The following is a 22,888-nucleotide window of genomic DNA, read 5'->3' as shown; positions in this document are numbered from 1 at the left end:
GTGGGCGGGGGCCCGAACGGGGGATGCACCTGCCCACCGGGATCGTCGTCACTGACGGACGACTCGTCGTCGCCGACGCCTGGCACCACCGGATCCTCGTCTGGGACACCGTCCCGACGGCCACCGATACCCCTCCCGACCTGGTGCTCGGCCAGCCCGACGCGGCAAGTGTGCGGGAGAACCGCGGCGGGCCGTGCGGGCCGACCACCTTCTACTGGCCATTCGGCGTGGCCGTGATCGGCGGGCGTTTCTACGTCGCCGACACCGGCAACCGGCGGGTGCTCGGCTGGTCGGGCGGCCTGCCGTCGTCCCCCGATCGGGCGCCCGACCTGATCCTGGGCCAGCCCGATCCGACCAGCCGAGAGGACAACCGCGGGGGCCCGGCCGGACCTGACACCTTCCGTTGGCCGCACGACGTCACCGGGGACGCCGGGCGGCTGCTCGTCGCCGACGCCGGCAACCACCGGCTGCTCGGCTGGGCCCCCCATCCCGACGCCGACACCGCCGCGGACCTGGCCCTCGGCCAGACCAACCTGACCGGCTGCGGCGAATTCCCCTACGCCCCCGGCCGGGCCGGCACGCTGCGATTCCCCTACGCCGCCGACTGCGACGGCGATCTGCTGGCCGTCGCGGACACCGCCGACAACCGGATCCTGCTCTGGGACGGTCTGCCGCGGGACACCGGCGCCCCGGCCACCGCGGTCCTCGGGCAGCCGACGTTCGCCGACACCGGGGAAAACCGCTGGTCAAGCGTCACCGCCGACACGTTCTGCTGGCCGTATGGCCTGTCCCTGCACGCCGGCCGGCTCGCCGTCGCGGACTCCGGCAACAACCGGGTCATGATCTGGGAACGGCGGCCGTGACCACGACACGCGCCGACAAACACGCCGACGAGCGGGCCGTGACGTGCCCGCCGGGCGGGCGGGTACGTCGGCGGCTCGTGGTCGAGGGCGTCGTGCAGGGGGTCGGGTTCCGGCCCCATGTCCACCGGCTGGCGAGCGGCCTCGGGCTCACCGGCTTCGTCGGCAACGACTCGACCTCGGTCTTCGCGGAGGTCGACGGCGACGCCGCCGACGTGGCCGAGTTCCTGCGCCTGCTGGCGCCGTCCGCGCCGCCCCTCGCCCGCGTCGACCGGATCACGGTGACCGACGTTCCCGGGCCGCTCCACCCGGGCGACACCGTCCGGAGAAGCGACGCCGGCCAACCTGGCGGCATCCTCCACGCGGGCGGGGCCGGGTTCCGGATCGTGGCGAGCAGGGCCGCGGCCGGCGCGCGCACCATGGTGCCCCCGGACGCGGCGGTGTGCGCGGACTGCCTGCGGGAACTGTTCGACCCGGCGGACCGGCGCTACCGCCATCCGTTCATCACGTGCACGAACTGCGGCCCCCGGTTCACGATCATCGAGGCGATGCCGTACGACCGGGCGGCGACGACGATGGCGCGTTTCCCGATGTGCGTGCGCTGCGCGGCCGAGTACACCGACCCCGTCGACCGCCGCTTCCACGCCGAGCCCATCGCCTGCCCGGGCTGCGGCCCCCGGCTGTGGTTCGGCCCGGCAGGCGAACCGGCAGGCGAACCGGCGGTGACCGACGCCGATGCGGCGCTCGCGGCAGCCCAGCGGGCGCTGGCGGCCGGCGCGATCGTGGCGATCAAGGGCATCGGCGGTTACCACCTCGCCTGCCACGCCGAGGACGACGACGCCCTGGCCCGGCTGCGCGAGCGCAAGGGTCGACCCGACCAGCCGTTCGCGGTGATGGCCCGCGACCTGGCGACCGCGGCCGAAGTCGGGGACGTCTCGCCGGCGGTGGCGGCGCTGCTGGCCGCGCCGGCCGGGCCGATCGTGGTCACCGGCCGCGCCCCGGGGGCACCGCTGTCGGACCTGGTCGCGCCGGGCAGCCCGCTCATCGGGCTGCTACTGCCGTACACGCCGATCCACCATCTGCTGTTCGCGCCGGTCCCGGGCGGCAACCCGCCGCCGCGGCTGCTGGTGATGACCAGCGCCAACCGTTCGGGTGAGCCGATCTGCTTCGACGATGTCGAGGCGCGCACCCGCCTCGACGGGCTCGCCGACGCCTTCCTCACCCACGACCGGCCGATCCTGGCGCCGTGCGACGACTCGGTGGTGCGCTGCGACGACGAGCAGGTCGTGCCGTTGCGCCGGTCCCGCGGCTACGTCCCGCTGACGGTGGATCTCCCCCGCCCGGTCGGGCCGGTGCTCGCCGCCGGCGGCGAGCTGAAGAACACGCTCTGCCTGGCCACCGGGCGGCGAGCCATCCTGTCCCAGCATCTCGGCGACCTGGGCAGCCTCGCGGCGATCGCGGCGTTCGAGCGGTCCGGCGCGCGGCTGGCGCGCCTGCACGGCGTCGAACCCGCGGCCTTCGCCGCCGACCCCCATCCCGGCTACACCACCCGAGCCTGGGCGCAGCGGACCGCCGGCGCCGACCGCCCCCTGCGGCTGGTGCAGCATCACCACGCGCATGTGGCGGCGCTGCTCGCCGAGCACGGCCGGCTGGGCGAACCCGCCGTCGGCGTCGCCTTCGACGGCACCGGCTACGGCGGCGACGGCACGATCTGGGGCGGCGAGGTGCTCCTCGTCGGCTCCGACATCACCCGCGCCGAGCGCATCGCCCACCTGCGCCCGGTCCTACTGCCCGGCGGCGACGCCGCGGTGCGCAACCCGTGCCGGGTGGCCCTGGCCCACCTGGCGGCGGCGGGCCTGCCCTGGTCCGCGGACCTGGCCCCGGTACGGGCCTGCTCCGCCGCGGAGCGCAGGACCGTGCGCACCGCCCTGGACCGGGGCATCGCCTGCGTGCCCAGCAGCAGCATGGGCCGGTTGTTCGACGCGGTGGCGGCGCTGCTCGGGGTGCGACAGCGGACCACCTACTCCGCGCAGGCCGCCGTCGAGCTGGAGGCCCTCGCCGCCGGGCCGCTCGCGGCCGGCTCGGGTGGGTGGCCGCTTGCCTTCGGGCTGGCGGACGGCGTCCTGGCGCCGGCGCCGGTGCTGGCGGGCCTCGTCGACGGCCTGCGGGCGGGCGTGGCGGTGCCCGCGCTGGCCGGGGCGTTCCACCTCGCCGTCGCGGCTGCGGTGACCCGCATCGCCGAGGTCGCCCGGCGGCGGCACGGCGTCGGGCTGGTCGGGCTGACCGGCGGGGTCTTCGCCAACGTCGTGCTGCTGCGGGCCTGCCGGGCCCGCCTGGCCGACGCCGGTTTCGACGTCCTCGTTCACCAGGTGGTGCCGCCGGGCGACGGCGGGCTGGCCCTCGGCCAGGCGGCCGTCGCGGCGCTGGCCGGCGGCCCGGATCCGGCGCCGGTATCCGGCGGGAAGGGAGCTTGACGCGATGTGCCTGGGGATACCCGGCCGGATCACCGAGATCTGGGATGACCGCGGCACCCGGATGGCGCTCGTCGACTTCGGCGGCGTCATCAGGTCCGTGTGCCTGGCCTACCTGCCCGACGCGACCGTCGGGCAGTACACGATCATCCATGCCGGTTTCGCGTTGACGAGAGTGGACGAGGACGCCGCGCGGCAGACGCTGGCGATGTTCCGCGAACTCGGGCTGCTCGACGCGGAGCTCGGCGCGGCCGAAGCCGAGGTGGGGCCTTGAAGTACCTGACGGAGTTCCGCGACCCGGAACTGGCCCGGTGGCTGCTCGACGCGATCGCCGCCACCGCGAGCCGGCGCTGGACGCTGATGGAGGTCTGCGGCGGGCAGACGCACGCGATCATCCGGCACGGGCTCGACCAGCTCCTCGCCGACCAGGTCGAGTTCATCCACGGGCCCGGCTGCCCGGTCTGCGTGACGCCACTGGAAATGATCGACCGGGCGCTGGCGATCGCCGCCCGTCCGGAGGTGATCTTCTGCTCGTTCGGCGACATGCTGCGGGTGCCGGGCAGCGGCACGGACCTGTTCTCGGTCAAGGCCCGCGGCGGGGATGTCCGGGTGGTCTACTCGCCGCTCGACGCCGTCCACCTCGCCGAGGCGCACCCCGACCGGCAGGTCGTGTTCTTCGCGGTCGGCTTCGAGACGACCGCGCCGGCCAACGCCCTGGCGGCGGTGACGGCACGGCGCCGCAACCTGACGAACTTCTCGATGCTCGTCAGCCACGTGCTGGTCCCGCCGGCGATGAGTGCGGTCGCCACCGCCCCGGGCAACCGGGTGGAGGCCTTCCTCGCCGCCGGCCACGTGTGCACGGTGATGGGCGTCGAGCAGTACGAGCCGCTGGTCGCCGAGCACCGGATGCCGATCGTCGTCACCGGGTTCGAGCCGTTGGACCTGCTCGACGGGGTCCGTCACGCCGTCGAGCAGCTCGAGGCCGGCCGGGCCGAGCTCGCCAACGCCTACCAGCGGGCGGTGCAGCCCGAGGGCAACCCGGCGGCCCGGAAGATCCTGGCGGAGGTGTTCACGGTGTGCGATCGGGCCTGGCGGGGCATCGGGACGATCCCGAACTCCGGCTGGCGGCTCGCGGACGCGTGGCGCGACTTCGACGCGGAGATCCGCTTCGACGTCGGCGGGCTCACCGTCGCCGAATCGGCGGCGTGCCGCAGCGGCGCGGTGCTGCAGGGGCTGATCCGGCCGCCGGACTGCGCGGCGTTCGGCACGTCCTGCACCCCGCGCCGCCCGCTGGGGGCGACGATGGTCTCGGCGGAGGGGGCCTGCGCCGCCTACTTCCAGTACCGGCGTCTCGCCCCGGCCGGCGCCGCTGCAACCCCGGGGTCCCCCGGGCCGGCTGCCGGGCTGCAGACGTGACGGACCTGGCAGGCATGGCAGACACGGCGGACATGGCGGGGTGGGCCTGCCCGGCCCCGCTGCGCGACTATCAGCGAATCGTGCTGGGCCACGGCGGCGGCGGCGTACTCACCGGCGAGCTGATCGAACACCTGTTCCTACCCGCATTCGCCGCCGGCAGCTCGACGACGCGGCGCGATCCGACCTCGGCCATGGCGGACACAGCACTGGCAGACACAGCACTGGCAGACGCGGCGGTCCTTGCCGTCGGCGGGATCAGGCTGGCATTCACGACGGACTCCTACGTCGTGCGGCCGCTGTTCTTCCCCGGCGGTTCGATCGGCGAACTCGCCGTCCACGGCACCGTCAACGACCTCGCCTGCCGCGGCGCGGTCCCGCTGGCGCTGTCGGCCGGGTTCATCCTGGAAGAGGGGCTGGAGCTCGACGTCCTCGGCCGGGTGGCACAGGCGATGGGCCGCGCCGCCGCCGCGGCCGGGGTGCGGCTGGCCACCGGCGACACCAAGGTCGTCGAGCGTGGCCTGGCCGACGGCCTGTACGTCAACACCAGCGGCATCGGACTCGTCCCGCCCGGGGTGGACGTCCGGCCCGACCGGGCGGCGCCCGGGGACCGGATCATCGTCTCCGGGCCGATCGGCGAGCACGGGATCGCGGTGCTCAGCGTGCGCGAGGGGCTGGAGTTCGGCGGGGACGTCCACTCCGACACCGCGGCGCTGCACGGGCTGGTCGCCGCCATGCTGGCCGCGACCGTCCCCGGGGTGCACGCGCTGCGGGACCCGACCCGCGGGGGGCTGGCGACCGCGCTGTGCGAGGTCGCCGCCGCGGCCGGGGCCGGCATCGAGTTCACCGAGTCCGCCGTCCCGGTGCCGCCCGTGGTCGAGGCGGCCTGCGGCTTCCTCGGCCTCGACCCGCTACACGTGGCGTGCGAGGGCCGGCTCGTCGCGTTCGTCGCCGCGGCCGACGCCGACGCGGTGCTCGCCGCGATGCGCGCGCACCCGGCGGGCCGCGACGCCGTCGTGATCGGCTCCGTCACCGCGGAACATCCGGGGGTCGTCGTCGCCCGCACGGCGTTCGGCGGGAACCGCATCGTCGACCGGCCGCTCGGCGAACAACTCCCCCGCATCTGCTGAGGCGTCGACCGAGTCTGGCCGGCGCCTCCCGGCTCAGCCGGCGGCGCCGATCCGCACCGCGCAGTCGGTGGCGGCCAGGTAGACCTGGCGGCGGCCACCGGGGTCGAGGGTGACGGTCGACGCGTCGTGCGTCGCGGTCGCGACGTCGACGTTCTCCCCGCTGGCGACGTCGCGCAGCACCAGTTCGCAGGTCTCGCTGCCGTTGAAGTCCTTGATCAGAACCTCGACGCGGCTGGGAGCGCTGAAGGCGCTGCTGTCACCGGTCTGCTGGACGATGAACGGCAAGGTCGCGTCGCCGCCGCCGGGCAGGGCGGTGAGCCGGCAACCGGGCGAGGACGGGGTGACGTCGAGGTCGAAGCGGCCGGTCTGATGGACCTGGAACGTCCTGTCCCCCCAGGTGGTGTCGGGCGCAGCCACGCCGGCCGGGTTGCCGGCACCGTGCAGCGACACCGTGCAGCCGACGTCGTCACCCGTCTGGCGGTCGGCGATGAGCAGCCGCCACGGCCCGGCAGCGGTGTAGGTGAAGGTGCTCGTCCCGCCGCCGCCGGCGCTGTCACCGCGGGTCAGCAGCACGGCGGTGACGGCCGCGGCCGCCAGCACCACCACTGCGACGCCCAGCCCGAGCAGCCTGCCGCGGCGCCGACGCCGTGGCCCACCGGCGGAATCCCCCGGGCCCGCGCCCGACAGGTTCCAGGGCGGGGTACCGCCGACCACCCCCGAGGCGCCGTCGCGCCCCCCGACGGGCGGCTCGCCGCCGGCCGGGATCGGCGGGATCGGCGGGGGCGACGGCGGCGGGCCGCTGGGCGGCGTCGGCGTCTGCACGGTCAGGGTGATGTCCCGGTTCGGCGCGGTCCCGACCGGGCCGCCGGAGCCGTCGGGCCGGTCGCTGTCGCTCGGCGTGGACGTGCCCACCGCCGCACCGGGCCCCACCGCGCCCGCGAGGGCGGCGCGCAGTTCCGTGGCCGTGGGTCGCTCGCCGGGCTCGCGGGACAGTGACCGGCGGACGAGTTCGCGCAGCGGCGGCGCGATCCGCGCATAGTCCACCCGGGGTTCCTCGTGGACGATCCGGTAGGTCACCGCGTCGGACGGGCCCTCCCCGTACGGCGGTTGCCCGGTGGCGCCGTAGCCGACCAGGGCGCCCCAGGCGAACACGTCGGAGGCCGCCTCGACCTCGCCGGCGGTGATCTGCTCGGGGGCCAGCCAGGCCGGCGTCCCGATCAGGGTGCCGGTCGCGGTGAGCTGGCCCGCGTCACGCACCGCGGCGACCCCGAAGTCGATGACGATGGGCCCGGAAGCCGTCCACATGACGTTGGACGGCTTGAGGTCGCGGTGGATGAGGCCGGCCGCGTGGATCGAGACGAGCGCGTCGGCCAGCCCGGCCGCGAGCCGCACCTGGTCGGCCTCGCCGAGCGCGCCGTGACGGGTGAGGTGCTGGCCCAGGGTGGAGGCGGCGAGGAACTCGGTGGCCAGCCACGGCGGCTCGGCGGTGATGTCGAAGTCGAGGAGTTTGGCGGTGTGCCGACCGTTGACCCGGAAGCAGGCCTGCAGCTCCCGCTGGAAACGGATCCGGAAGCTCGGGTTGTCAGCCAGCTCCGAACGAATGATCTTGATGGCGACCCGACCGAGCGGGCCGTCGCCGAGGTAGACCACTCCCATGCCGCCGCCGCCGAGCCGGCCGAGCAGGCGGTGGGGCCCGACCTGGACGGGATCGGTGAGGCGCAGAGTCGCGACCGCGACCTGCTCCGGGTCGGTTGACATGACGCGATCTTCTCCTCGGCCCGGACCGCGGCAGCGCCGAGCCCACGGGTGGACAACTCCCGCCGGTACTGGGCGTCGCGGTGACAAATCATCTGGATCGTAGCGAGCCCGCACCTGTCAGCCCCTGGTCGTCGGCTTTCTGACCTCCACAAACGCTGCGAGGCTGTGGACTACTGCGGTTGTCCACAGCCGCGGACCGCGGGACCGCCGACCCGGACGGATGGCCGTAGGGTGGCAAAATGACCTTGCCGCCCGACCCCGAGGGGCGTCCCGCCGAGCCGTCGGGCGCTCCCGCCGCAGCCACCGCCACCGGCAGTGCCACCGCCACCGCCACCGGCAGTGCCGCGGCGCAGGTCCTGCGGCGGATCTTCGGTTACGAGTCGTTCCGGTCGGGCCAGCAGGAGATCATCGAGCACGTCGTCGACGGCGGCGACGCGCTGGTCCTCATGCCCACCGGCGGCGGCAAGTCGCTGTGCTACCAGATCCCCGCCCTCGTCCGCCCGGGCACCGGGATCGTGGTGTCCCCGCTCATCGCCCTCATGCAGGATCAGGTCGACGCGCTGCGGGCGCTCGGCGCGCGGGCCGGCTTCCTCAACTCCACCCAGGACCTCGACGAGCGGCGGGCGGTCGAGGCGGCCTTCCTCGCCGGCGAGCTCGACCTGCTCTACCTCGCGCCGGAGCGGCTGCGGGTCGAGGCGACGCTGCGCCTGCTCGACCGGGGCTCGATCGCACTGTTCGCGATCGACGAGGCGCACTGCGTCGCCCAGTGGGGGCACGACTTCCGGCCCGACTACCTGATGCTGTCGATGCTGCACGAACGCTGGCCGAGCGTGCCGCGGGTCGCCCTCACCGCGACCGCCACCCCGGAGACACACAGGGAGATCACCACCCGGCTGGGTCTGACGGACGCCTACCATCACGTCGCGGACTTCGACCGGCCGAACATCCAGTACCGCATCGTGCCGAAGAAGGAGCCGAAGGCGCAGCTGCTGCATCTACTGCGCACCGAGCACCCCGGCGACGCGGGCATCGTCTACTGCCTGTCGCGGGCGTCGGTGGAGAAGATCGCCGAGTTCCTGGCCGGCCAGGGGATCCCCGCGCTGCCGTACCACGCGGGGCTCGACTCCCGGGTCCGGGCCGAGAACCAGGCCCGTTTCCTGCGCGAGGACGGCATCGTCATGGTCGCGACGATCGCCTTCGGCATGGGCATCGACAAGCCGGATGTCCGTTTCGTCGCCCACCTCGACCTGCCGAAATCCGTTGAGGGGTACTACCAGGAGACCGGGCGTGCCGGTCGGGACGGCCTGCGCTCCACCGCCTGGCTGGCCTACGGCCTGCAGGACGTCGTCCAGCAGCGTCGGCTCATCGACGCCTCCCCCGGCGACACGGCGCACCGCCGCCGGCTGAGCACCCATCTCGACGCCATGCTCGCCCTGTGCGAGACGGTCGAGTGCCGCCGCGTCGGCCTGCTCGCCTACTTCGGTCAGCACGGCACCGCGGCCTGCGGCAACTGCGACACCTGCCTCGAACCACCGCAGTCCTGGGACGGCACCGTCGCCGCCCAGAAGCTGCTCTCCACCGTGCTGCGCCTCGACCGGGAGCGTCATCAGCGCTTCGGCGCGGGCCACATCGTCGACATCCTGCTCGGCCGGTCGACGCCCAAGGTCACCCAGCACCACCACGACGCCCTGACCGTCTTCGGCGTGGGCGAGGATCTGCGCGAGCTCGAATGGCGCGGGGTCGTGCGCCAGCTACTGGCCCAGGGGCTGCTCGCCGTCCAGGGCGAGCACGGCACGCTGGCGCTCACCGAGGCCAGCGCCGACGTGCTGCGCGGGGCGCGCACGGTCGCGCTGCGCCGCGAGCCCGAGCGGGTCGCGAGGTCGAGCGCCCGCTCCAGCGGTGACGCCGCGAGCCAGGGCGCGGGCCAGAGCGGGAGCCGGAGCCGGCGCGCCGCACCGGTGGATCTGCCGGCGCAGGCGGCGCCGGTGTTCGAGAAGCTGCGGGCGTGGCGCGGCGGCACCGCGAAGGAGCAGAGCGTCCCCGCCTACGTGATCTTCCACGACGCGACGCTGCGCGAGATCGCCACCCGGATGCCGACGACCCTCGCGGAACTCGCCACCATCAGCGGCGTCGGCGAGAACAAGCTCGCCAAATACGGCCAGCAGCTCCTCGACGTCCTCTCCGACGCCGCCGAGGCACCCGAACCGGACTGAGCGGAGAACCATCGCCTGGCCTGCTCCCTGGCGCTGGATGAACGGAAATCCGGGCAGGGCGCGACAGGATCCCGACCATCCCGCCCACATGAGAAAAAAGCACGAAAGGCAGGGCGGCCGCGCGCGGAGCGGTGCGCGGGAAATCGCGGTGCCGCAGAGTATGCGTCGGGCGGGCTGTTCGCGCCGGCTCCCGCGGGCTGCGCGCCGGGCGTGGCGGCGAGGGCCGGCGGACCGTCCCGGAGCAAGCCAGAGCAGGGCGAATCGGCTAGGATCAATCGGCCGATGTCTCCCTCCGCTGCCCCGGGAAGAGCGATCTCGCATGCCGGATCCGCGCCTTGGCCCGTTCCCCGCCGACTTTCGCGTACACGGTCTGCGCACGCACAGCGAGGCCGGCGCAGGTGACGATTTCGAACAGATGATCGCGCAGCTCGTCGATGCGCTGCATCCCGGCGCCCGCCAGCTAAACGCCAACCCGGGTGACGCCGGGATCGACGTGTTATTCGGCCGCCTCGACGACCGGATCATCGTCTGGCAGGCCAAATACTTCCTGCCGCAGGTCCGGGAGCACCATCGCGGGCAGATCCGGGACTCGTTCCGGGCCGCGGTGCGCAATGCCCGCGAGCACGGCTACCGGATCGACCGGTGGATTCTCTGCGTTCCCGGTTCGATGGACCATCCCACGGCGATGTGGTGGGATCGCTGGCGGCGCGAGCAGCAGGCGGCGACCTCGATCCGCATCGAGGTGTGGGACGAGAGCGGTCTGCGGGCCCGGCTCGGCCGACCGGTGGCCGCGCACGTGCGCGCCGCCTACTACGCCTGGCCCCGCGCGGCCGGCTACGCCTGGTCGGGCGCGGCGAACGGGCCGACATCGGCCGCCGTCACCCCGCCGGCGCGGCGCGCCACACCCACCGACGTGTCCTGGTCTGGCGGGGAGACGGTGCAGGTGGCCGCCCGCGCCTGCCTGCTGGAGGGCGACCCGCGGGAGCGGCGCGGCGGCGACGAGTCCTGGGTGTTGCGGGAGGGGACCGCCTCGCTGACCGGTCCGGCGCCACGCCCGGTGTGGTTCCGCCACGTCCTCGTACGCCGGCCCGGGTTTACGGCGGACGCGCAGCTCGCGACCGTGGACAGCCAGATCCGCCTGCTCGCCGAGATCGGCGGGCGTCCCGGCCTCCCCGAACTGATCGAGGGCCAGGTGACACCGGTGGAGGCGGGCCTGCTTTCCGGCCGGCTGGCGGGCCCTACCTGGCGGGAGGTCTTCGGCCCCGCGCGCCGCGCCGACCGGGGGGCGGCCCGAGCCCGTCCCCGCCCGGTGCGGCCGACCGGTCCCAACTGCCCGTCCCCGCGATCCACGGCAGGCCCGAGGCCCTGGGGAACGTCGCCGGCGCAGGGGCGCGAAGCGGCGGCCCGCACGTGGGCGCCGAACCTGGCGAACGCCGCCGCCCTGCTGCGCACCGCCGCCGGCGCGGCCGATCTCCTCGCGGCCCTGCACGAGGCGGGGCACAGCCACCGAGCCCTGACCCCCGACGGCCTGATCCTGCCGGGTCCCGTCGCGCACCCGACGCCGCCGACGCTGCGCGACCTGGGACTCGCCACGGTGACCCGCCGCGCCGGGGAGGGGCCGGCCGAGTACCGGGCCCCCGAGCAGGATCGGCTGGGACTGCACGTCCCGCGGGTAGGGATCCGCACGGACGTCTTCCGGCTGGCCGCCATGACCTACCACTGCCTGACCGGCGTCCTACCGGCGCGCGGCGGGCCGGCGCCGCTGCGGGGACTCCCGTTGCCGTTCCCGGTGCCGGACACCCTCGACGAGGTGCTGGTGCGGGCGCTCGACTCGGACCCGGCCCGTCGCCCCGCCCGCATCCGCGTCCTCGCCGACGCCCTGCGGGTCGGCGCCGACCATCTCGCCCGCTCCGGCTACTGACGGGGACCCGCGGGTGCGGTTGCGCCGCCGCTTCGGGATGCTTCGGGTCCACTCCGGCGCTACGGGGTCGAGGCGGCGGCGCAGACCGTTGATCGGGCCAGGGCCAGGATGGCGCCGGCGGTCGGCTGGTCGGGGGTGATGCCGCCGTGGGCGAACCGGGGCGGGATGCGGGCCAGCGCAAGGCGGTCGCCGCCCTCGGGCAGGTCGTCGAGGCAGATGTGGGTGCCGTCGTCGCGCAGCGCGGTGTCGCTGCGGCCGGCCGCGAGGGCGGGGAACTGCGCGCGCAACGCCGTCACGAACGCCGCCGCGGCCTCGGAGTCGTGCATCAGGTCGAACGCGCTCGTCCCGCCCGCGGCCGACGCGCCGGCCGTCGGCGTGGCCCCGGGCGACGGCCCGCCGGATCCCGCGGCGCCGCTGGAACTCCCGGAACCCCCGGAACCTCCGCACGCCGCGAGAACGGCTACGAGGAGGGTCAGGGCGAGCACCCGCCAGTTCTTCATCGGCTCCCCTTGCTCGTGGAAGGAGCAGAGGCTAGCGGGCGCGGCCGGATGTCCGGCCGCCGGGGGCGACCGGCGCACGCCGTCGGCAGCCGACGGTGCCGCTTCGGACGATGGACCCGCCCACGTTTATCCACGCCGTAGCTGCCCTGTTGATGCAACATTGTTCTCCGGGTAACGGGAAATGTTTCGTACCCCGACGCGCCCGACGCGTTCATCCAGCGTTACCGACGATACCGCCACAGTCAGCAGCGCCCTTTCCTGGCAGCGGTAGGAACAACTAGGGACATGTCAGCCCGGGATCGGGCAAGTCGGTTGGACGAGCCTGCCGGGGGTCTGATTGCATATCACCCTGACGGGGGTGACCGGAAGCGCGCCAGACCCGCACGAGAGAGAGCAGTAAGGACGGGATGACGACACGAGCTCGAGAGCTGTTCCAACGATCGCGTGCGCTGCTCGAAAACTCCCGCGAGGTCGCCGCGCAGCTCCTCGCTTCGCCCGGGGTGCACTCCCGCCCGGCCGTCCCCCCCGTCGCGGCACCGCCGTCGACCCCTGCGCCGGGCCACGCCGGCTCGCCGACGCAGCCGGTGGTCCCGCCCACCGTCCTTCCTGGGACCTCTGTTCTTCCTGGGACCTCCGTCGCCCAGCCCACGAACGCCGCTGCGCCGACGGTCACGCCCGCGGCGACGGCCACGCAGGCGCTGTCGGCGATCTGCGCCGACGTCGCCCTGCGCGATCTGAACCTGGTGGACGGCCTGCTCTCCCAGCTCGAGGAGATGGAGGCCCGAGAGGGGGACGCGGAGCGGCTCGCCGAGCTCTACCAGCTCGACCATCTGGCCGCCCGGCTGCGCCGTAACGCCGAGAACCTGCGCATCCTCGCCGGGCGGGACGCCAGCGAGACGGCCTCGGAGACCGCGGCGCTGGTCGACGTGATCCGCGCGGCCATGTCCTCCATCGACCACTACTCACGCGTCACCATCGGCCGCGTGGTACCGCTCGGCATCGTCGGGTTCGCCGCGGAGGACGTCGGCCGGCTGCTGGCGGAGCTGCTCGACAACGCCACCAAGTCCTCCCCACCGACAACGCCGGTACGCGTCGGGGTGCACCTGACCGAGCAGGGCAGCGCGCTGCTGCGGGTCGAGGACGAGGGCATCGGGCTGCCGCCGGAGCGGATGCGCCGGCTCAACGATCGGCTGCGCGCCTCCCCGGCACTCGACGACGACGCCGTGCGGCACATGGGGCTGGCCGTCGTGGGCCGGATCGCGGCCCGGCACGAGATGCGCACCTGGCTCGACCGGCGCCATCCGCACGGGACGACCGCCTCGGTGCTGCTGCCCGCGGCGCTGATCTGCGAACTACCCGAGGCAAGCTGGTCGGGCGCCCAGACCGTGACCGCCGCGCCCGTCGCCGCCGTACGCACCCTCGGGTCCTCGGCGCACGTTGCCGCGCCCGTCGGACTGCCGCAACGCCGGGCCGCGCACCTGGCCCGCCCACGCCCGGCCGCACCGGCAGCCCACTCCGCGCGGCCCGCCCCGGCCGCACCGGTGCTGCGGCCCGTCCCGAGTCCGCCGCCGAACTCGGGCTCGGGCTCGGCAGTGGGCGCGGCCACCGCCAGCGGCCTGCCTCGCCGGGTGTCACGCAGTCTGAAGAACGGCACCGGGCCGCTCGCGGCCCCGCCGCCGGCACCACCGCCGCCGGCACCACCGCCGCCACCGCCGCCGGCGGCAGCACCACCGGCAGCACCGTCGACGGCAGCGGCCGCCGGTCGGGAGGCGGACCACAAACGGCTGCTCGCCGATCTCGGCGCGTTCGCCGAGGGGGAACGCGCCGCCCGGGACGAGCAGCGAGGGGCCTGAGAAACAACCTTGACGTCCTCCCCCCGCCTCAGGGCAGGGGACCTAGGGAAAGAAGAACCACCGGTGAACGATCCAGGGCGGCGTTTCCTCTCCGGCCTCAGGGCCGGGGCATCCACTCCGAGCCCATGGTGACGGGCACGACCCATCTCCAGGGACACGACGATTTCACCTGGCTCATCAACGACTTCGTCGCCAGGGTGCACGGGGTCTCCCACGCGCTGATCCTTTCCTCCGACGGGCTGTCGCTCACCGCCTCGGACACGATCGGCATCGTCGAGAGCGAGCAGCTCGCCGCGATCGCCAGCGGGATGCTGAGCCTCGCCCGCAACAGCGCCGCGCTGTTCGACAAGGGGACCTGCGAGCAGATCATCGTCCGGCTGTCGTCGGGATATCTGCTGTTCATGGGCATCGATGACGGTGCGGGCCTCGCGGTGCTCACCGACGCCGACTGCGACATGAAGGTCGTGGCCTACGAGATGACCCAGTTCGTGCTGCACGCCGGCCATGCGCTGACCCCGCAGACCCGCGCGAACCTGCGCCGGGTCCTCGCCGGCCCGCAGCTGTAGTGCCAGAACGTTTGCCGGTGCCGTGCCGGAGCCGGACCCTGCAGTGCCGAGACCATCAAGGATCGTGATCACGATGCCGCTGGACAGCGCGCCGGGACCGTCGCCGCGGACGCCGCGGACACGCAGCCGGCGCATCCGCCCGTACGCGCTGACCGGGGGCCGCACCAGGGCCCGCCACCACCTGCTGGTGGAGACGCTGGTCTCGGTCCCCAGTTACGACCCGGCGCTGAGCGAGTCGCTGATGCCCGAGTCGAAGGCGCTCTACGAACGGGCCCGTGCGCAGCTGTCGATCGCCGAACTGTCGGCGATGCTGTCGATCCCCCTCGGGGTCGTCCGCGTGCTCATCAGCGACCTCGCCACCCAGGGGGCGGTGTTCATCCATCCGACGGCGCACGCCTACTCCCATGACCGTGGCGTGCTGGAACGGATCCTCAGCGGCCTGCGGGAGCTGCCGGTCTGAGCGGGGACACACCTGGGAAGGCCGCGGTCGCCGACGCCGATCCGGAGCAGTTGACGATCTCGGCGAAGATCGTGATCGCCGGCGGGTTCGGCGTCGGCAAGACGACGCTGGTCGGCTCCGTGTCGGAGGTGCCGCCGATCAACACCGAGGCGTGGATGACCGAGGCCAGCGAGGGCATCGACGACCTGCCCCCGCACGGCGAGAAGACCACGACGACGGTCGCCATGGACTTCGGCCGCATCTCGCTCGACTCCGACCTGGTGCTCTACCTGTTCGGCACGCCGGGCCAGGCGCGGTTCTGGTTCCTGTGGGACGACCTGTCCCGCGGCGCGCTGGGCGCGATCGTCCTGGCCGACACCCGCCGGCTCGACCAGTCCTTCGCCGCGGTCAACTACTTCGAGCACGACTCGACGGTGCCGTTCCTCGTCGCGGTGAACCTGTTCGACGGCCGGCTGTGGCACGACCTCGACGAGGTGCGCGAAGCCCTCGCCCTGCGCCCCGACATCCCACTGATCACCTGCGACGCACGGAACCCGGCCTCGACCGCCGAGGCCCTGCGCGAGCTGGTCCGCTACGCCATGTCCCTGGCCTGACCCATCGTCCCCGGCCTGACCCTCGAGGAGCACGCACCCATGCCCAAAATCCTGATCGTCGGCGCCGGTCAGTCGGGCCTGCAGCTCGCCCTGACTCTGCGGGAGCACGACTACGACGTCACAATGATGTCGGCGCGCACCCCCGCGGAGATCCGATCCGGTCGGGTGATGTCCACCCAGGCCATGTTCCACACGGCGCTGCAGCACGAACGCGACCACGGCCTGAACCTGTGGGAGGCCGACGCGGTCGGAATCGAGGGGCTCGGCGTGTCGCTGGCCGCGCCGGACGGCACCCGGGCGCTGGACTGGTTCGGCCGGCTCGACCATCCCGCCCAGTCCATCGACCAGCGGGTGAAGATGGCCGGCTGGGCGGAGCTGTTCGAGGAACGCGGCGGCACGTTCATCGTCTCCGGGGTCACCACCTCCGACCTGAACTCCCTCGCCGAGCTGTACGACCTGGTCATCGTGGCCGCGGGCAAGGGGGAGCTGGTCGGCCTGTTCGACCGCGACGCCGACCGCTCGCCTTACACCGCCCCGCAGCGCGTGCTGTCACTGGCCTATGTGCACGGGCTCGCGCCGCGTCCCGAGCACCCCGACGCCCCCGGCGTCCGCTTCAACATCGCCCCCGGGGCCGGGGAGCTGTTCGCCATCCCGGCATACACGCTCAGCGGGAACTGCGACATCCTGTTCTTCGAGGGAATCCCCGGCGGCCCGCTGGACTGCTGGGACGACCACCCCGAACCCGCCGAGCACCTGCGGCGCATCCTCGAGCTGACCCGAACGTACGTGCCGTGGGAGTACGAGCGCTGCGTCGACGTGGAGCTCACCGACAGCAACGCCACGCTTGCCGGCGGCTACACCCCGGTCGTGCGCCGGCCGATCGGTGAGCTGCCCTCCGGCCGGGCCGTGCTGGGGATGGCCGACGTCGTCGTCGCCAACGACCCGATCACCGGGCAGGGCGCGAACAACGCCGCGAAGTGCGCCGCCTCCTACCTGGACAGCATCCTCGCCCACGGCGACAAGCCCTTTGACCGGGCGTTCATGCAGACCGCCTTCGACCGGTACTGGGACCACGCCCAGCACGTCACCACCTGGACGAACGCGCTGCTCGCCCCGCCGCCGGAGCACGTCCAGCAGATCCTCGGCGCGGCCGGGGCGCACGAGGCGGTCGCCCGCCGCTTCGTCAACGGCTTCGACGACCCCAGCGACTACCAGCACTGGTTCCTCGACCCGGCGAAGACCGCCGCCTACCTCGCCGGCTTCTGAGGCAGCCGCCGATCCTCCCCGGTCGGCGCCCCGGTCGGCGCCCCGGTCGGCGCCCCAGTCGGCGCCGGTGCGGCAGCCTCGAGCGGTGACCGGGTGGCCGGGATGGGGGCCACGCTCGGCACGGGGATGCCGAGGCGATCGAGCAGCGGGCCGGTGGCGGCCGTCGTCAGCAGCGCCATCACGACGAGCGCGGTGAAGGTCGTCTCGTCGAGGACGCCCATGTCGAGGCCGATCCGGGCCACGACGATCTCGGTCAGCCCACGGGTGTTCATCAGCACGGCGAACGTCGCCGACCGGCGGCGCCCCAGCCCCGACAGCGCGGCGGCACCACCCGCCCCGATGATCTTTGCCGTGAACGCCACCGCGACGATCAGCAGGATCTCGAGCAGGCCGCGCCCGCCCACGGCACCGAGATCCACCGACAGGCCGGCGGAGACGAAGAAGACCGGCAGCAGGATCGCCCCGAACCGCCCGAGGTCCACGCCCAGGTCCGGGGCGAGCCGACCGATACTCGACCGGGGCAGCGCGGCCCCGAACGCGAATGCCCCGAACACCGGGTGCAGCCCGATCTCGGCCGTCGCCCACGCGCAGCTCAGCAGGCCGACGACGGCGAAGGTGAGCAGGGCCGGCGCGACGTCGCGCGGATCCGCCCGCGCCGCCGCCCGCTGCGCCAGCACCCGGGCCAGCGGCGCCACGACACCCGCCAGCGCGGCGAGAAGGGCGGCAAGCTCGCCGACCATCCGCAGGAATCCCCACGGGCCACTGGAGTTCACCACCGCGACGACCACGGCGAGCATGCACCAGCCGAGGGCGTCCCCGATCACCGCGCAGGTCAGCGCCAATCGCCCGACGGGATCACCGGCCAGGCGCCGCTCGGTGAGAATGCGGGCGAGCACCGGAAGCGCGGTGATGGCCATCGCGGTGCCGAGAAACAGCGCGAACGGCAGGAGGCCGACCGCCTTTCCGTCGACATCCCGATGCCATGGATGCAGGACGGCGGCGACCCCGACGCCGCCGGCGAACGGCACCAGGATCGACGCGCCCGCCAGGGAGATGGTCAGCCGTCCCCGGCGGCGGACGTCACCGAGGTCGTGTTCGTAGCCGACGGCGAACATGAACAGCACCAGGCCGAGCTGGGACAGGATGTTCAGGTAGGGCCGGATGTCCGGGGGGAACAGCGTCCTCGGCAGATCCCCCGGCAGCAGGCCGAGCAGGCTCGGGCCCAGAGCGAGACCCGCGACGATCTCACCTATCACCACGGGCTGCCGGCACCGGCGAGCCACCTGCGCGAACCCCGCGCTGAGCGCGATGATGAGCGCCGCATCCGCGAAGACGACGGCGACGACATGGTCCGCACGCGAGGCTGCCACTGCGGGCGTCCTTTCGTCCTCCAGCCCGTGAATGTCCACGGCCGCCACCAGAATCGAGATCGGGCTGACACAGATGGTAGTCAGCGACGCTCGTCGATTCGTCCGGTCGGAGGACGACCCTGACGCGAACGCTCCCCGCCGCTCTCGCCATGACTCGGTGAACTGGTAGCACGTTTGGGTGGGTGTCACTGGTGAAAACGGGTGAGTGCGATGCGGCCCGGAGTCCGCCTGCCGCGCCACGAAGACCGCAAAGACGCAGGTCAGCACCTCTCTCCGGACCCGCGAGCAAGAGGAAACTGGGCCCGGCTATAGCAGCCGGACAACTCCGCACGCCAACAGTCCAGACCAGCCAACCGCCCAGTCGTGTCGCATCTCACACTAACCTTCACCATCGTGACTTACGGGTCAACATGGGGTAATTCCCGTTCCGGTCACGATCGGTTCACGTTGCCGGGAACAGCCGTGAACGGATGGCGAGAGGAGTGTCATGAGTACGGCGGAATCTTGGTCAATCAGCGATTTGGTCGACACGACGAGTTACCCCCTCGCCGACCCGGCCAACCCGCTGTGGTGGACCGCCGTCTCACGCGCGCGGCACAATCTGCGTACAGACGGTTGTTGCGTGCTACCGGGATTCATCCACCCCAACGTGTTTCCGGCCGTCGCCCGGGAATGTGCCACCGTGGCCCCGCTGGCCTATGACGAGGTCGAGACCGTCAACGCCTACAACATTGCGGTCGACTCGACGCTGCCAACCGACCATCCCGGTCGGCTCGCCATGCGCCGGGGTAACGCCTTCGTCGCGCGGGACCAGATTCCCGCCGACTTCGCCATCCACCGGCTCTACCGCAGCGAGCCGTTCCAGCGCTTCGTGGCGGCCTGTTTCGGGCTGTCGCGGGTACACGAACTTGCCGACCCGCTGGCCGGGCTGTGCCTGAACGTGATCGCGCCGAGCCTGGAACACCCCTGGCACTTCGACACCAACGAGTTCGCGGTCAGCCTGCTGACCCAGGAACCGGAGTGCGGCGGCGAGTTCGAGTACTGCTCGAACATCCGCACGGCGCAGGCGGAGAACTTCTCCGACGTCCGGGCCGTGCTGGCCGGCGAGGGCTCCCGCCTCGTCCGGCGACTGACCCTCCGTCCCGGTGACCTACAGCTCTTCCTCGGGCGCTACTCCATGCACCGGGTCAGTCCCGTCCAGGGCAACATCGCCCGACATTCGGCGATCTTCGCTTACACCGAGCGGCCGGGAGTGGTCGGCAGCGTCGCCCGCACTCGTCAGCTGTTCGGCCGCGTCCTGCCCGGCCACCTGGCCGCAGAGGCGAACGCCGTGCGCGTCGACGCGTTGCTGGACTGAAACCGCCCTCGTCGAGCTCTCGCCGGTCCTGACAGCCGCACCGCCGTTCGAGGAGGAGCGTCCCGCGTGCATTCCGACGCCAACCCCACCGACGCCAACCCCACCGACGCCAGTCCCGCCGGTAACAGTCCCGCCGGGCCGTTCGATGACGGCCTGCGGTTCGACGACACCGGCAAGGTCACCCTCGACCACATCTACACCCAGCCCGACCCGCACGCCTACTTCAGCACCCTGCGAACGCTCGGCTACCACATCCCCCAGCTCGCCAAGCCGTTCTTCAGCCGGCTCATCGACGAATGCCGGGCGCAGCGGCGGCTTCCCCCGACCGTGCTGGACATCGGCTGCTCCTACGGGATCAACGCCGCGCTGCTGCGCTGCGACCTGACGATGGACGACCTGTTCGAGCGGTACGGCGCCCAGCCCAGCCCGGCGCGGAACGTCCTGCTGGACCGCGACCGCGAACTCGTCCGCGCGCACCGCCGGTCGAGCGGGACCCGCTTCATCGGCCTCGACGCCTCCGAGCCGGCGGTCTCCTACGCGCTGGCCGCAGGCTTCCTCGACGAGGCCGTCTGCGCCGACCTGGAGCAGCGTGACCCCACCGAGGCCGAACGCGCCCGCCTCGACGGCACCGACCTCGTCATCTCCACCGGCTGCATCGGCTACGTCAGCGAACGGACGCTCGCCCGGGTCGCCCGTGCGACCGGCGAGCGGCGGCCATGGATGGCCCATTTCGTGCTGCGAATGTTCCCCTTCGCGCCGTTCGCCGAGACCCTCGACGAGCTCGGCTACGAGACCGTCCATGTCGACGGGGTGTTCCCGCAGCGCCGCTTCGCCTCCGCCCAGGAGCAGGAACAGGTCCTGGACACGCTGGCCTCGGTGGGCGTCGACCCCCGTGGTCTGGAGACCGAGGGCTGGCTCTACGCCCAGCTGCACGTCTCCCGGCCGCGCGGCGCCGCCGGCCGCGGCGCGAACCGGCCCGTCTTCGGCCAGCAGCCGGCCGGCACCCTGACCGGGCGGCGGACCTGAGCGCCATGGTGAGGGAGTTGGCACCACCCAGGGGTGGCGACGACCCGCACAATCCGTTCGACTCATGGGACCCTCGAGCTCCAGCCGCCCCCCGAGACAAGCCGAGAACCTGAGACAAACCGAGCCCCCTGAGACAAGCCGAGGCCCAGGATGAACGCGACCACACCCGACCAGCGCACCACCGGAACCTTCGCCTACGACGACCTGCTGCCCCGGGTGCCGCTGCCCACGCTCGCGGCGAGCTGCGAGCGTTTCCTCGAATGGTCCGCGCCCCTGCTCACCCCGGCCGAGCGCGCCACGACCGCGGCGGCCGTGACCGCCTTCCAGGGCTCCGACGGCCCCGGCCCGGTTCTGCACGCCGCGCTGGAAAGCTACGAGGCGACCGAGGGCGTGCACAGCTGGCTGGACGACTTCTGGGACTCCCGCTACCTCGGCCGGCGGGACAGGATCGCGCTCAACGCCAACTACATCTTCCTGTTCGCCGACGACGCCGCCGCCTGCGCGGCGGAGCAGCCGCAGGTCGAGCGGGCCGCGGGCCTCATCGCGGCGGCCGTCGACTACAAGCTGCGCCTCGACGACGAGCGGATCGAACCGGTCCGCCAGCGCGGCCAGGTGCTGTCGATGGCGCAGAACACCTTCCTGTTCTCCACCACCCGCATCCCGGGTGCCGTCCAGGACACCGTGCGCACCCCGTACAGCGACGCCTGGCCCGGCCCTTCCGCGGCCCGCCACATCGCGGTCCTCCACCGGGGGAACCTCGTCCGGCTCGACGTGGTCGGCCCGGACGGTCACCCCTACACGCTGGATGACCTCGCCGCGGGCCTGACCGCCGTGCTCAAGGCGGCGCCGACCCGGGCACCGGCCGACGCCGCGGTCGGCCAGCTCACCACCAAGGCGCGCGCGGCCTGGGCGCAGAGCCGGGAGCGGCTGTCCGCCCTCGACCCGGCCAACGCCGCCGCGCTCGACACCATCGAGACCGCGTTGTTCTGCCTCTGCCTGGAAGAGGCCACCCCGGCCGACAACCTCGCCGCCTGCGACCAGCTCCTGCACGGCGATGCCGGCAACCGCTGGTTCGACAAGGCCGTCTCGCTGATCGTCTTCCCGGACGGGCGGGCGGGCATCAACGTGGAGCACTGCGGCCTGGACGGCACGACGATCCTCAGCTTCGTCGACGACCTGCTGTCCACCTCCCCGCAGGAGCATTCGGCGAGCTCCGGCGCCCAGCCGCAGGGCCTGCCCGCCGTCGAACCCATCGAGTTCGTTCTCGACGCCGACCTGCGCGCGGACATCGCCGCTGCCGGCACGTCGTTCACGGACTTCGCCGCGGCGACCGCCTCGACCGTGCTGACATTCGACGACTTCGGCCAGAACCAGGCCAAGGCGCTGAAGACCTCGCCGGACGCCTTCGTCCAGCTCGCCTACCAGCTCGCCCACCTCCGGGCGAAGGGCCACGTCGGCGCCACCTACGAGTCGATCGCGACCCGGCAGTGGCGACGCGGCCGCACCGAGGCGATGCGGGTCATCACCCCGCAGATCCACCAGTTCGTCGCGGCGATGCAGGACCCGGCCGCGGACCCGGCGACGAAGCGGGCCGCGTTCCGCGCCGCCGCCGACGCCCACGTGCGCCGGGCGAAGGACAGCCAGGCCGGGCGCGCCCCCGAGCAGCACCTGTGGGAGCTGCAGTTCATCGCCCGCCGCCGCGGCGCCGAGCTCGGGGTGACCGAGCCGATCGAGCTCTACGACACCCCCGGCTGGCTCAAGACCCGTGACGACTTTCTGAGCACCAGCTCCGCGCCGTCGGTCAACGTCGAGTTCTTCGGTTTCGGCTCGACGAGCAGCCAGTGCATCGGCGTCGCCTACGTGCTGCTGCCGGACCGGTTCAATCTCTACCTGAGCACCCCGCGCACGGTCGCCGACGGCCTGCACGCCTTCGCCGAGCAGCTCACGATCGCCCTGCGCGAGCTGCAGGACCTCCTCGCCGCCGAGCCCTCCGCGCAGTGACCTCCGCTCCTCACTGACCTCCGCCCGTCCTCACTGACCTCCGCCCGGCCCGGCCCCGCCTCGGTTGCCGGGCCGGGCGGGACCGCCCACCTCACGACGGCCTGACCACGAACGACTGCCGGCCGGGCGT

The 22,888-nt window shown here is 73.2% G+C and carries 18 protein-coding genes; 15 read left to right on the top strand and 3 right to left on the bottom strand.

Translation table 11 applies throughout. From position 1 onward, the window contains the following. From NBZ85_RS08240 to hypE, 5 genes are all read left to right on the top strand, one after another. A partial coding sequence (locus NBZ85_RS08240; RefSeq protein WP_261561746.1) for an NHL repeat-containing protein occupies positions 1 to 863 on the top strand: 863 nt, incomplete at its 5' end. After that, a complete protein-coding gene (gene hypF, locus NBZ85_RS08235; RefSeq protein WP_372517760.1) occupies positions 860 to 3,334 on the top strand; it encodes a carbamoyltransferase HypF in 2,475 nt (824 codons plus the stop codon). The genes NBZ85_RS08240 and hypF, both read left to right, overlap by 4 nt. 4 nt (positions 3,335 to 3,338) lie before the next feature. Continuing rightward, on the top strand, positions 3,339 to 3,605 hold the full coding sequence (locus NBZ85_RS08230) for a HypC/HybG/HupF family hydrogenase formation chaperone (protein WP_261558014.1): 267 nt from the start codon (positions 3,339 to 3,341) through the stop codon (positions 3,603 to 3,605). After that, on the top strand, positions 3,602 to 4,747 hold the full coding sequence (gene hypD / locus NBZ85_RS08225) for a hydrogenase formation protein HypD (protein ID WP_261558013.1): 1,146 nt from the start codon (positions 3,602 to 3,604) through the stop codon (positions 4,745 to 4,747). The genes NBZ85_RS08230 and hypD overlap by 4 nt, the downstream gene beginning before the upstream one ends. A 14-nt stretch (positions 4,748 to 4,761) precedes the next feature. Further along, entirely contained in the window at positions 4,762 to 5,874 is a 1,113-nt protein-coding gene (hypE, locus tag NBZ85_RS08220) for a hydrogenase expression/formation protein HypE (protein ID WP_261561745.1), read from the top strand. Between the two features lie 33 nt (positions 5,875 to 5,907). Here the strand turns inward: hypE and NBZ85_RS08215 are convergent, their stop codons facing one another. After that, entirely contained in the window at positions 5,908 to 7,632 is a 1,725-nt protein-coding gene (locus NBZ85_RS08215) for a serine/threonine-protein kinase (protein WP_261558011.1), read from the bottom strand. A 239-nt stretch (positions 7,633 to 7,871) separates the two neighbouring features. Between NBZ85_RS08215 and recQ the strand changes: the two genes are divergently transcribed. Both recQ and NBZ85_RS08205 read left to right on the top strand, forming a co-directional pair. After that, entirely contained in the window at positions 7,872 to 9,845 is a 1,974-nt protein-coding gene (recQ, locus tag NBZ85_RS08210; RefSeq protein ID WP_261558010.1) for a DNA helicase RecQ, read from the top strand. Positions 9,846 to 10,164: 319 nt separating this feature from the next. After that, positions 10,165 to 11,766: a protein kinase family protein gene (locus tag NBZ85_RS08205; protein WP_261558009.1), complete on the top strand. Its 1,602-nt coding sequence runs from the start codon at positions 10,165 to 10,167 to the stop codon at positions 11,764 to 11,766. Between the two features lie 59 nt (positions 11,767 to 11,825). Here the strand turns inward: NBZ85_RS08205 and NBZ85_RS08200 are convergent, their stop codons facing one another. Continuing rightward, a complete protein-coding gene (locus NBZ85_RS08200; protein WP_261558008.1) occupies positions 11,826 to 12,266 on the bottom strand; it encodes a hypothetical protein in 441 nt (146 codons plus the stop codon). Between the two features lie 407 nt (positions 12,267 to 12,673). Here NBZ85_RS08200 and NBZ85_RS08195 point away from each other — a divergent pair, with 407 nt between their 5' ends. The 5 genes from NBZ85_RS08195 (at position 12,674) to NBZ85_RS08175 (ending at position 17,004) form a co-directional block, all read left to right on the top strand. After that, positions 12,674 to 14,119, top strand: a complete 1,446-nt coding sequence (locus NBZ85_RS08195) for a sensor histidine kinase (protein ID WP_261561744.1) — start codon at positions 12,674 to 12,676, stop codon at positions 14,117 to 14,119. A 128-nt stretch (positions 14,120 to 14,247) separates the two neighbouring features. Next, the gene (locus tag NBZ85_RS08190) at positions 14,248 to 14,685 is read left to right on the top strand and encodes a roadblock/LC7 domain-containing protein (protein ID WP_261558670.1); all 438 of its coding nucleotides are present in this window, start codon (positions 14,248 to 14,250) and stop codon (positions 14,683 to 14,685) included. Between the two features lie 73 nt (positions 14,686 to 14,758). Beyond that, on the top strand, positions 14,759 to 15,145 hold the full coding sequence (locus NBZ85_RS08185; RefSeq protein ID WP_261558669.1) for a DUF742 domain-containing protein: 387 nt from the start codon (positions 14,759 to 14,761) through the stop codon (positions 15,143 to 15,145). Between the two features lie 50 nt (positions 15,146 to 15,195). Next, positions 15,196 to 15,738 carry a GTP-binding protein gene (locus NBZ85_RS08180; RefSeq protein WP_261558668.1) on the top strand — a complete coding sequence of 181 codons (543 nt, stop codon included), beginning with the start codon at positions 15,196 to 15,198 and terminating at the stop codon, positions 15,736 to 15,738. Between the two features lie 39 nt (positions 15,739 to 15,777). Next, complete coding sequence (locus tag NBZ85_RS08175) at positions 15,778 to 17,004, top strand: styrene monooxygenase/indole monooxygenase family protein (RefSeq protein WP_261558667.1); 1,227 nt, start codon at positions 15,778 to 15,780, stop codon at positions 17,002 to 17,004. Here NBZ85_RS08175 and NBZ85_RS08170 read toward each other — a convergent pair. After that, a complete protein-coding gene (locus NBZ85_RS08170; RefSeq protein ID WP_261558666.1) occupies positions 16,986 to 18,374 on the bottom strand; it encodes a cation:proton antiporter in 1,389 nt (462 codons plus the stop codon). The two genes, NBZ85_RS08175 and NBZ85_RS08170, sit on opposite strands and share 19 nt — an antisense overlap. Positions 18,375 to 18,861: 487 nt before the next feature. Between NBZ85_RS08170 and NBZ85_RS08165 the strand changes: the two genes are divergently transcribed. The 3 genes from NBZ85_RS08165 to NBZ85_RS08155 all read left to right on the top strand — a co-directional run bounded on the left by NBZ85_RS08165 (position 18,862) and on the right by NBZ85_RS08155 (position 22,758). After that, on the top strand, positions 18,862 to 19,731 hold the full coding sequence (locus tag NBZ85_RS08165) for a HalD/BesD family halogenase (RefSeq protein WP_261558665.1): 870 nt from the start codon (positions 18,862 to 18,864) through the stop codon (positions 19,729 to 19,731). A gap of 66 nt (positions 19,732 to 19,797) precedes the next feature. Continuing rightward, a complete protein-coding gene (locus NBZ85_RS08160; RefSeq protein ID WP_261558664.1) occupies positions 19,798 to 20,757 on the top strand; it encodes a class I SAM-dependent methyltransferase in 960 nt (319 codons plus the stop codon). A 150-nt stretch (positions 20,758 to 20,907) separates the two neighbouring features. After that, complete coding sequence (locus tag NBZ85_RS08155; RefSeq protein ID WP_261561743.1) at positions 20,908 to 22,758, top strand: choline/carnitine O-acyltransferase; 1,851 nt, start codon at positions 20,908 to 20,910, stop codon at positions 22,756 to 22,758. Positions 22,759 to 22,888: the final 130 nt, after the last annotated feature.

Origin of the sequence: Frankia tisae (assembly GCF_025403405.1) — a bacterium.
GTDB classification, from domain to species: domain Bacteria; phylum Actinomycetota; class Actinomycetes; order Frankiales; family Frankiaceae; genus Frankia; species Frankia tisai.
This window is presented reverse-complemented; position numbering and strand designations above follow the sequence as displayed.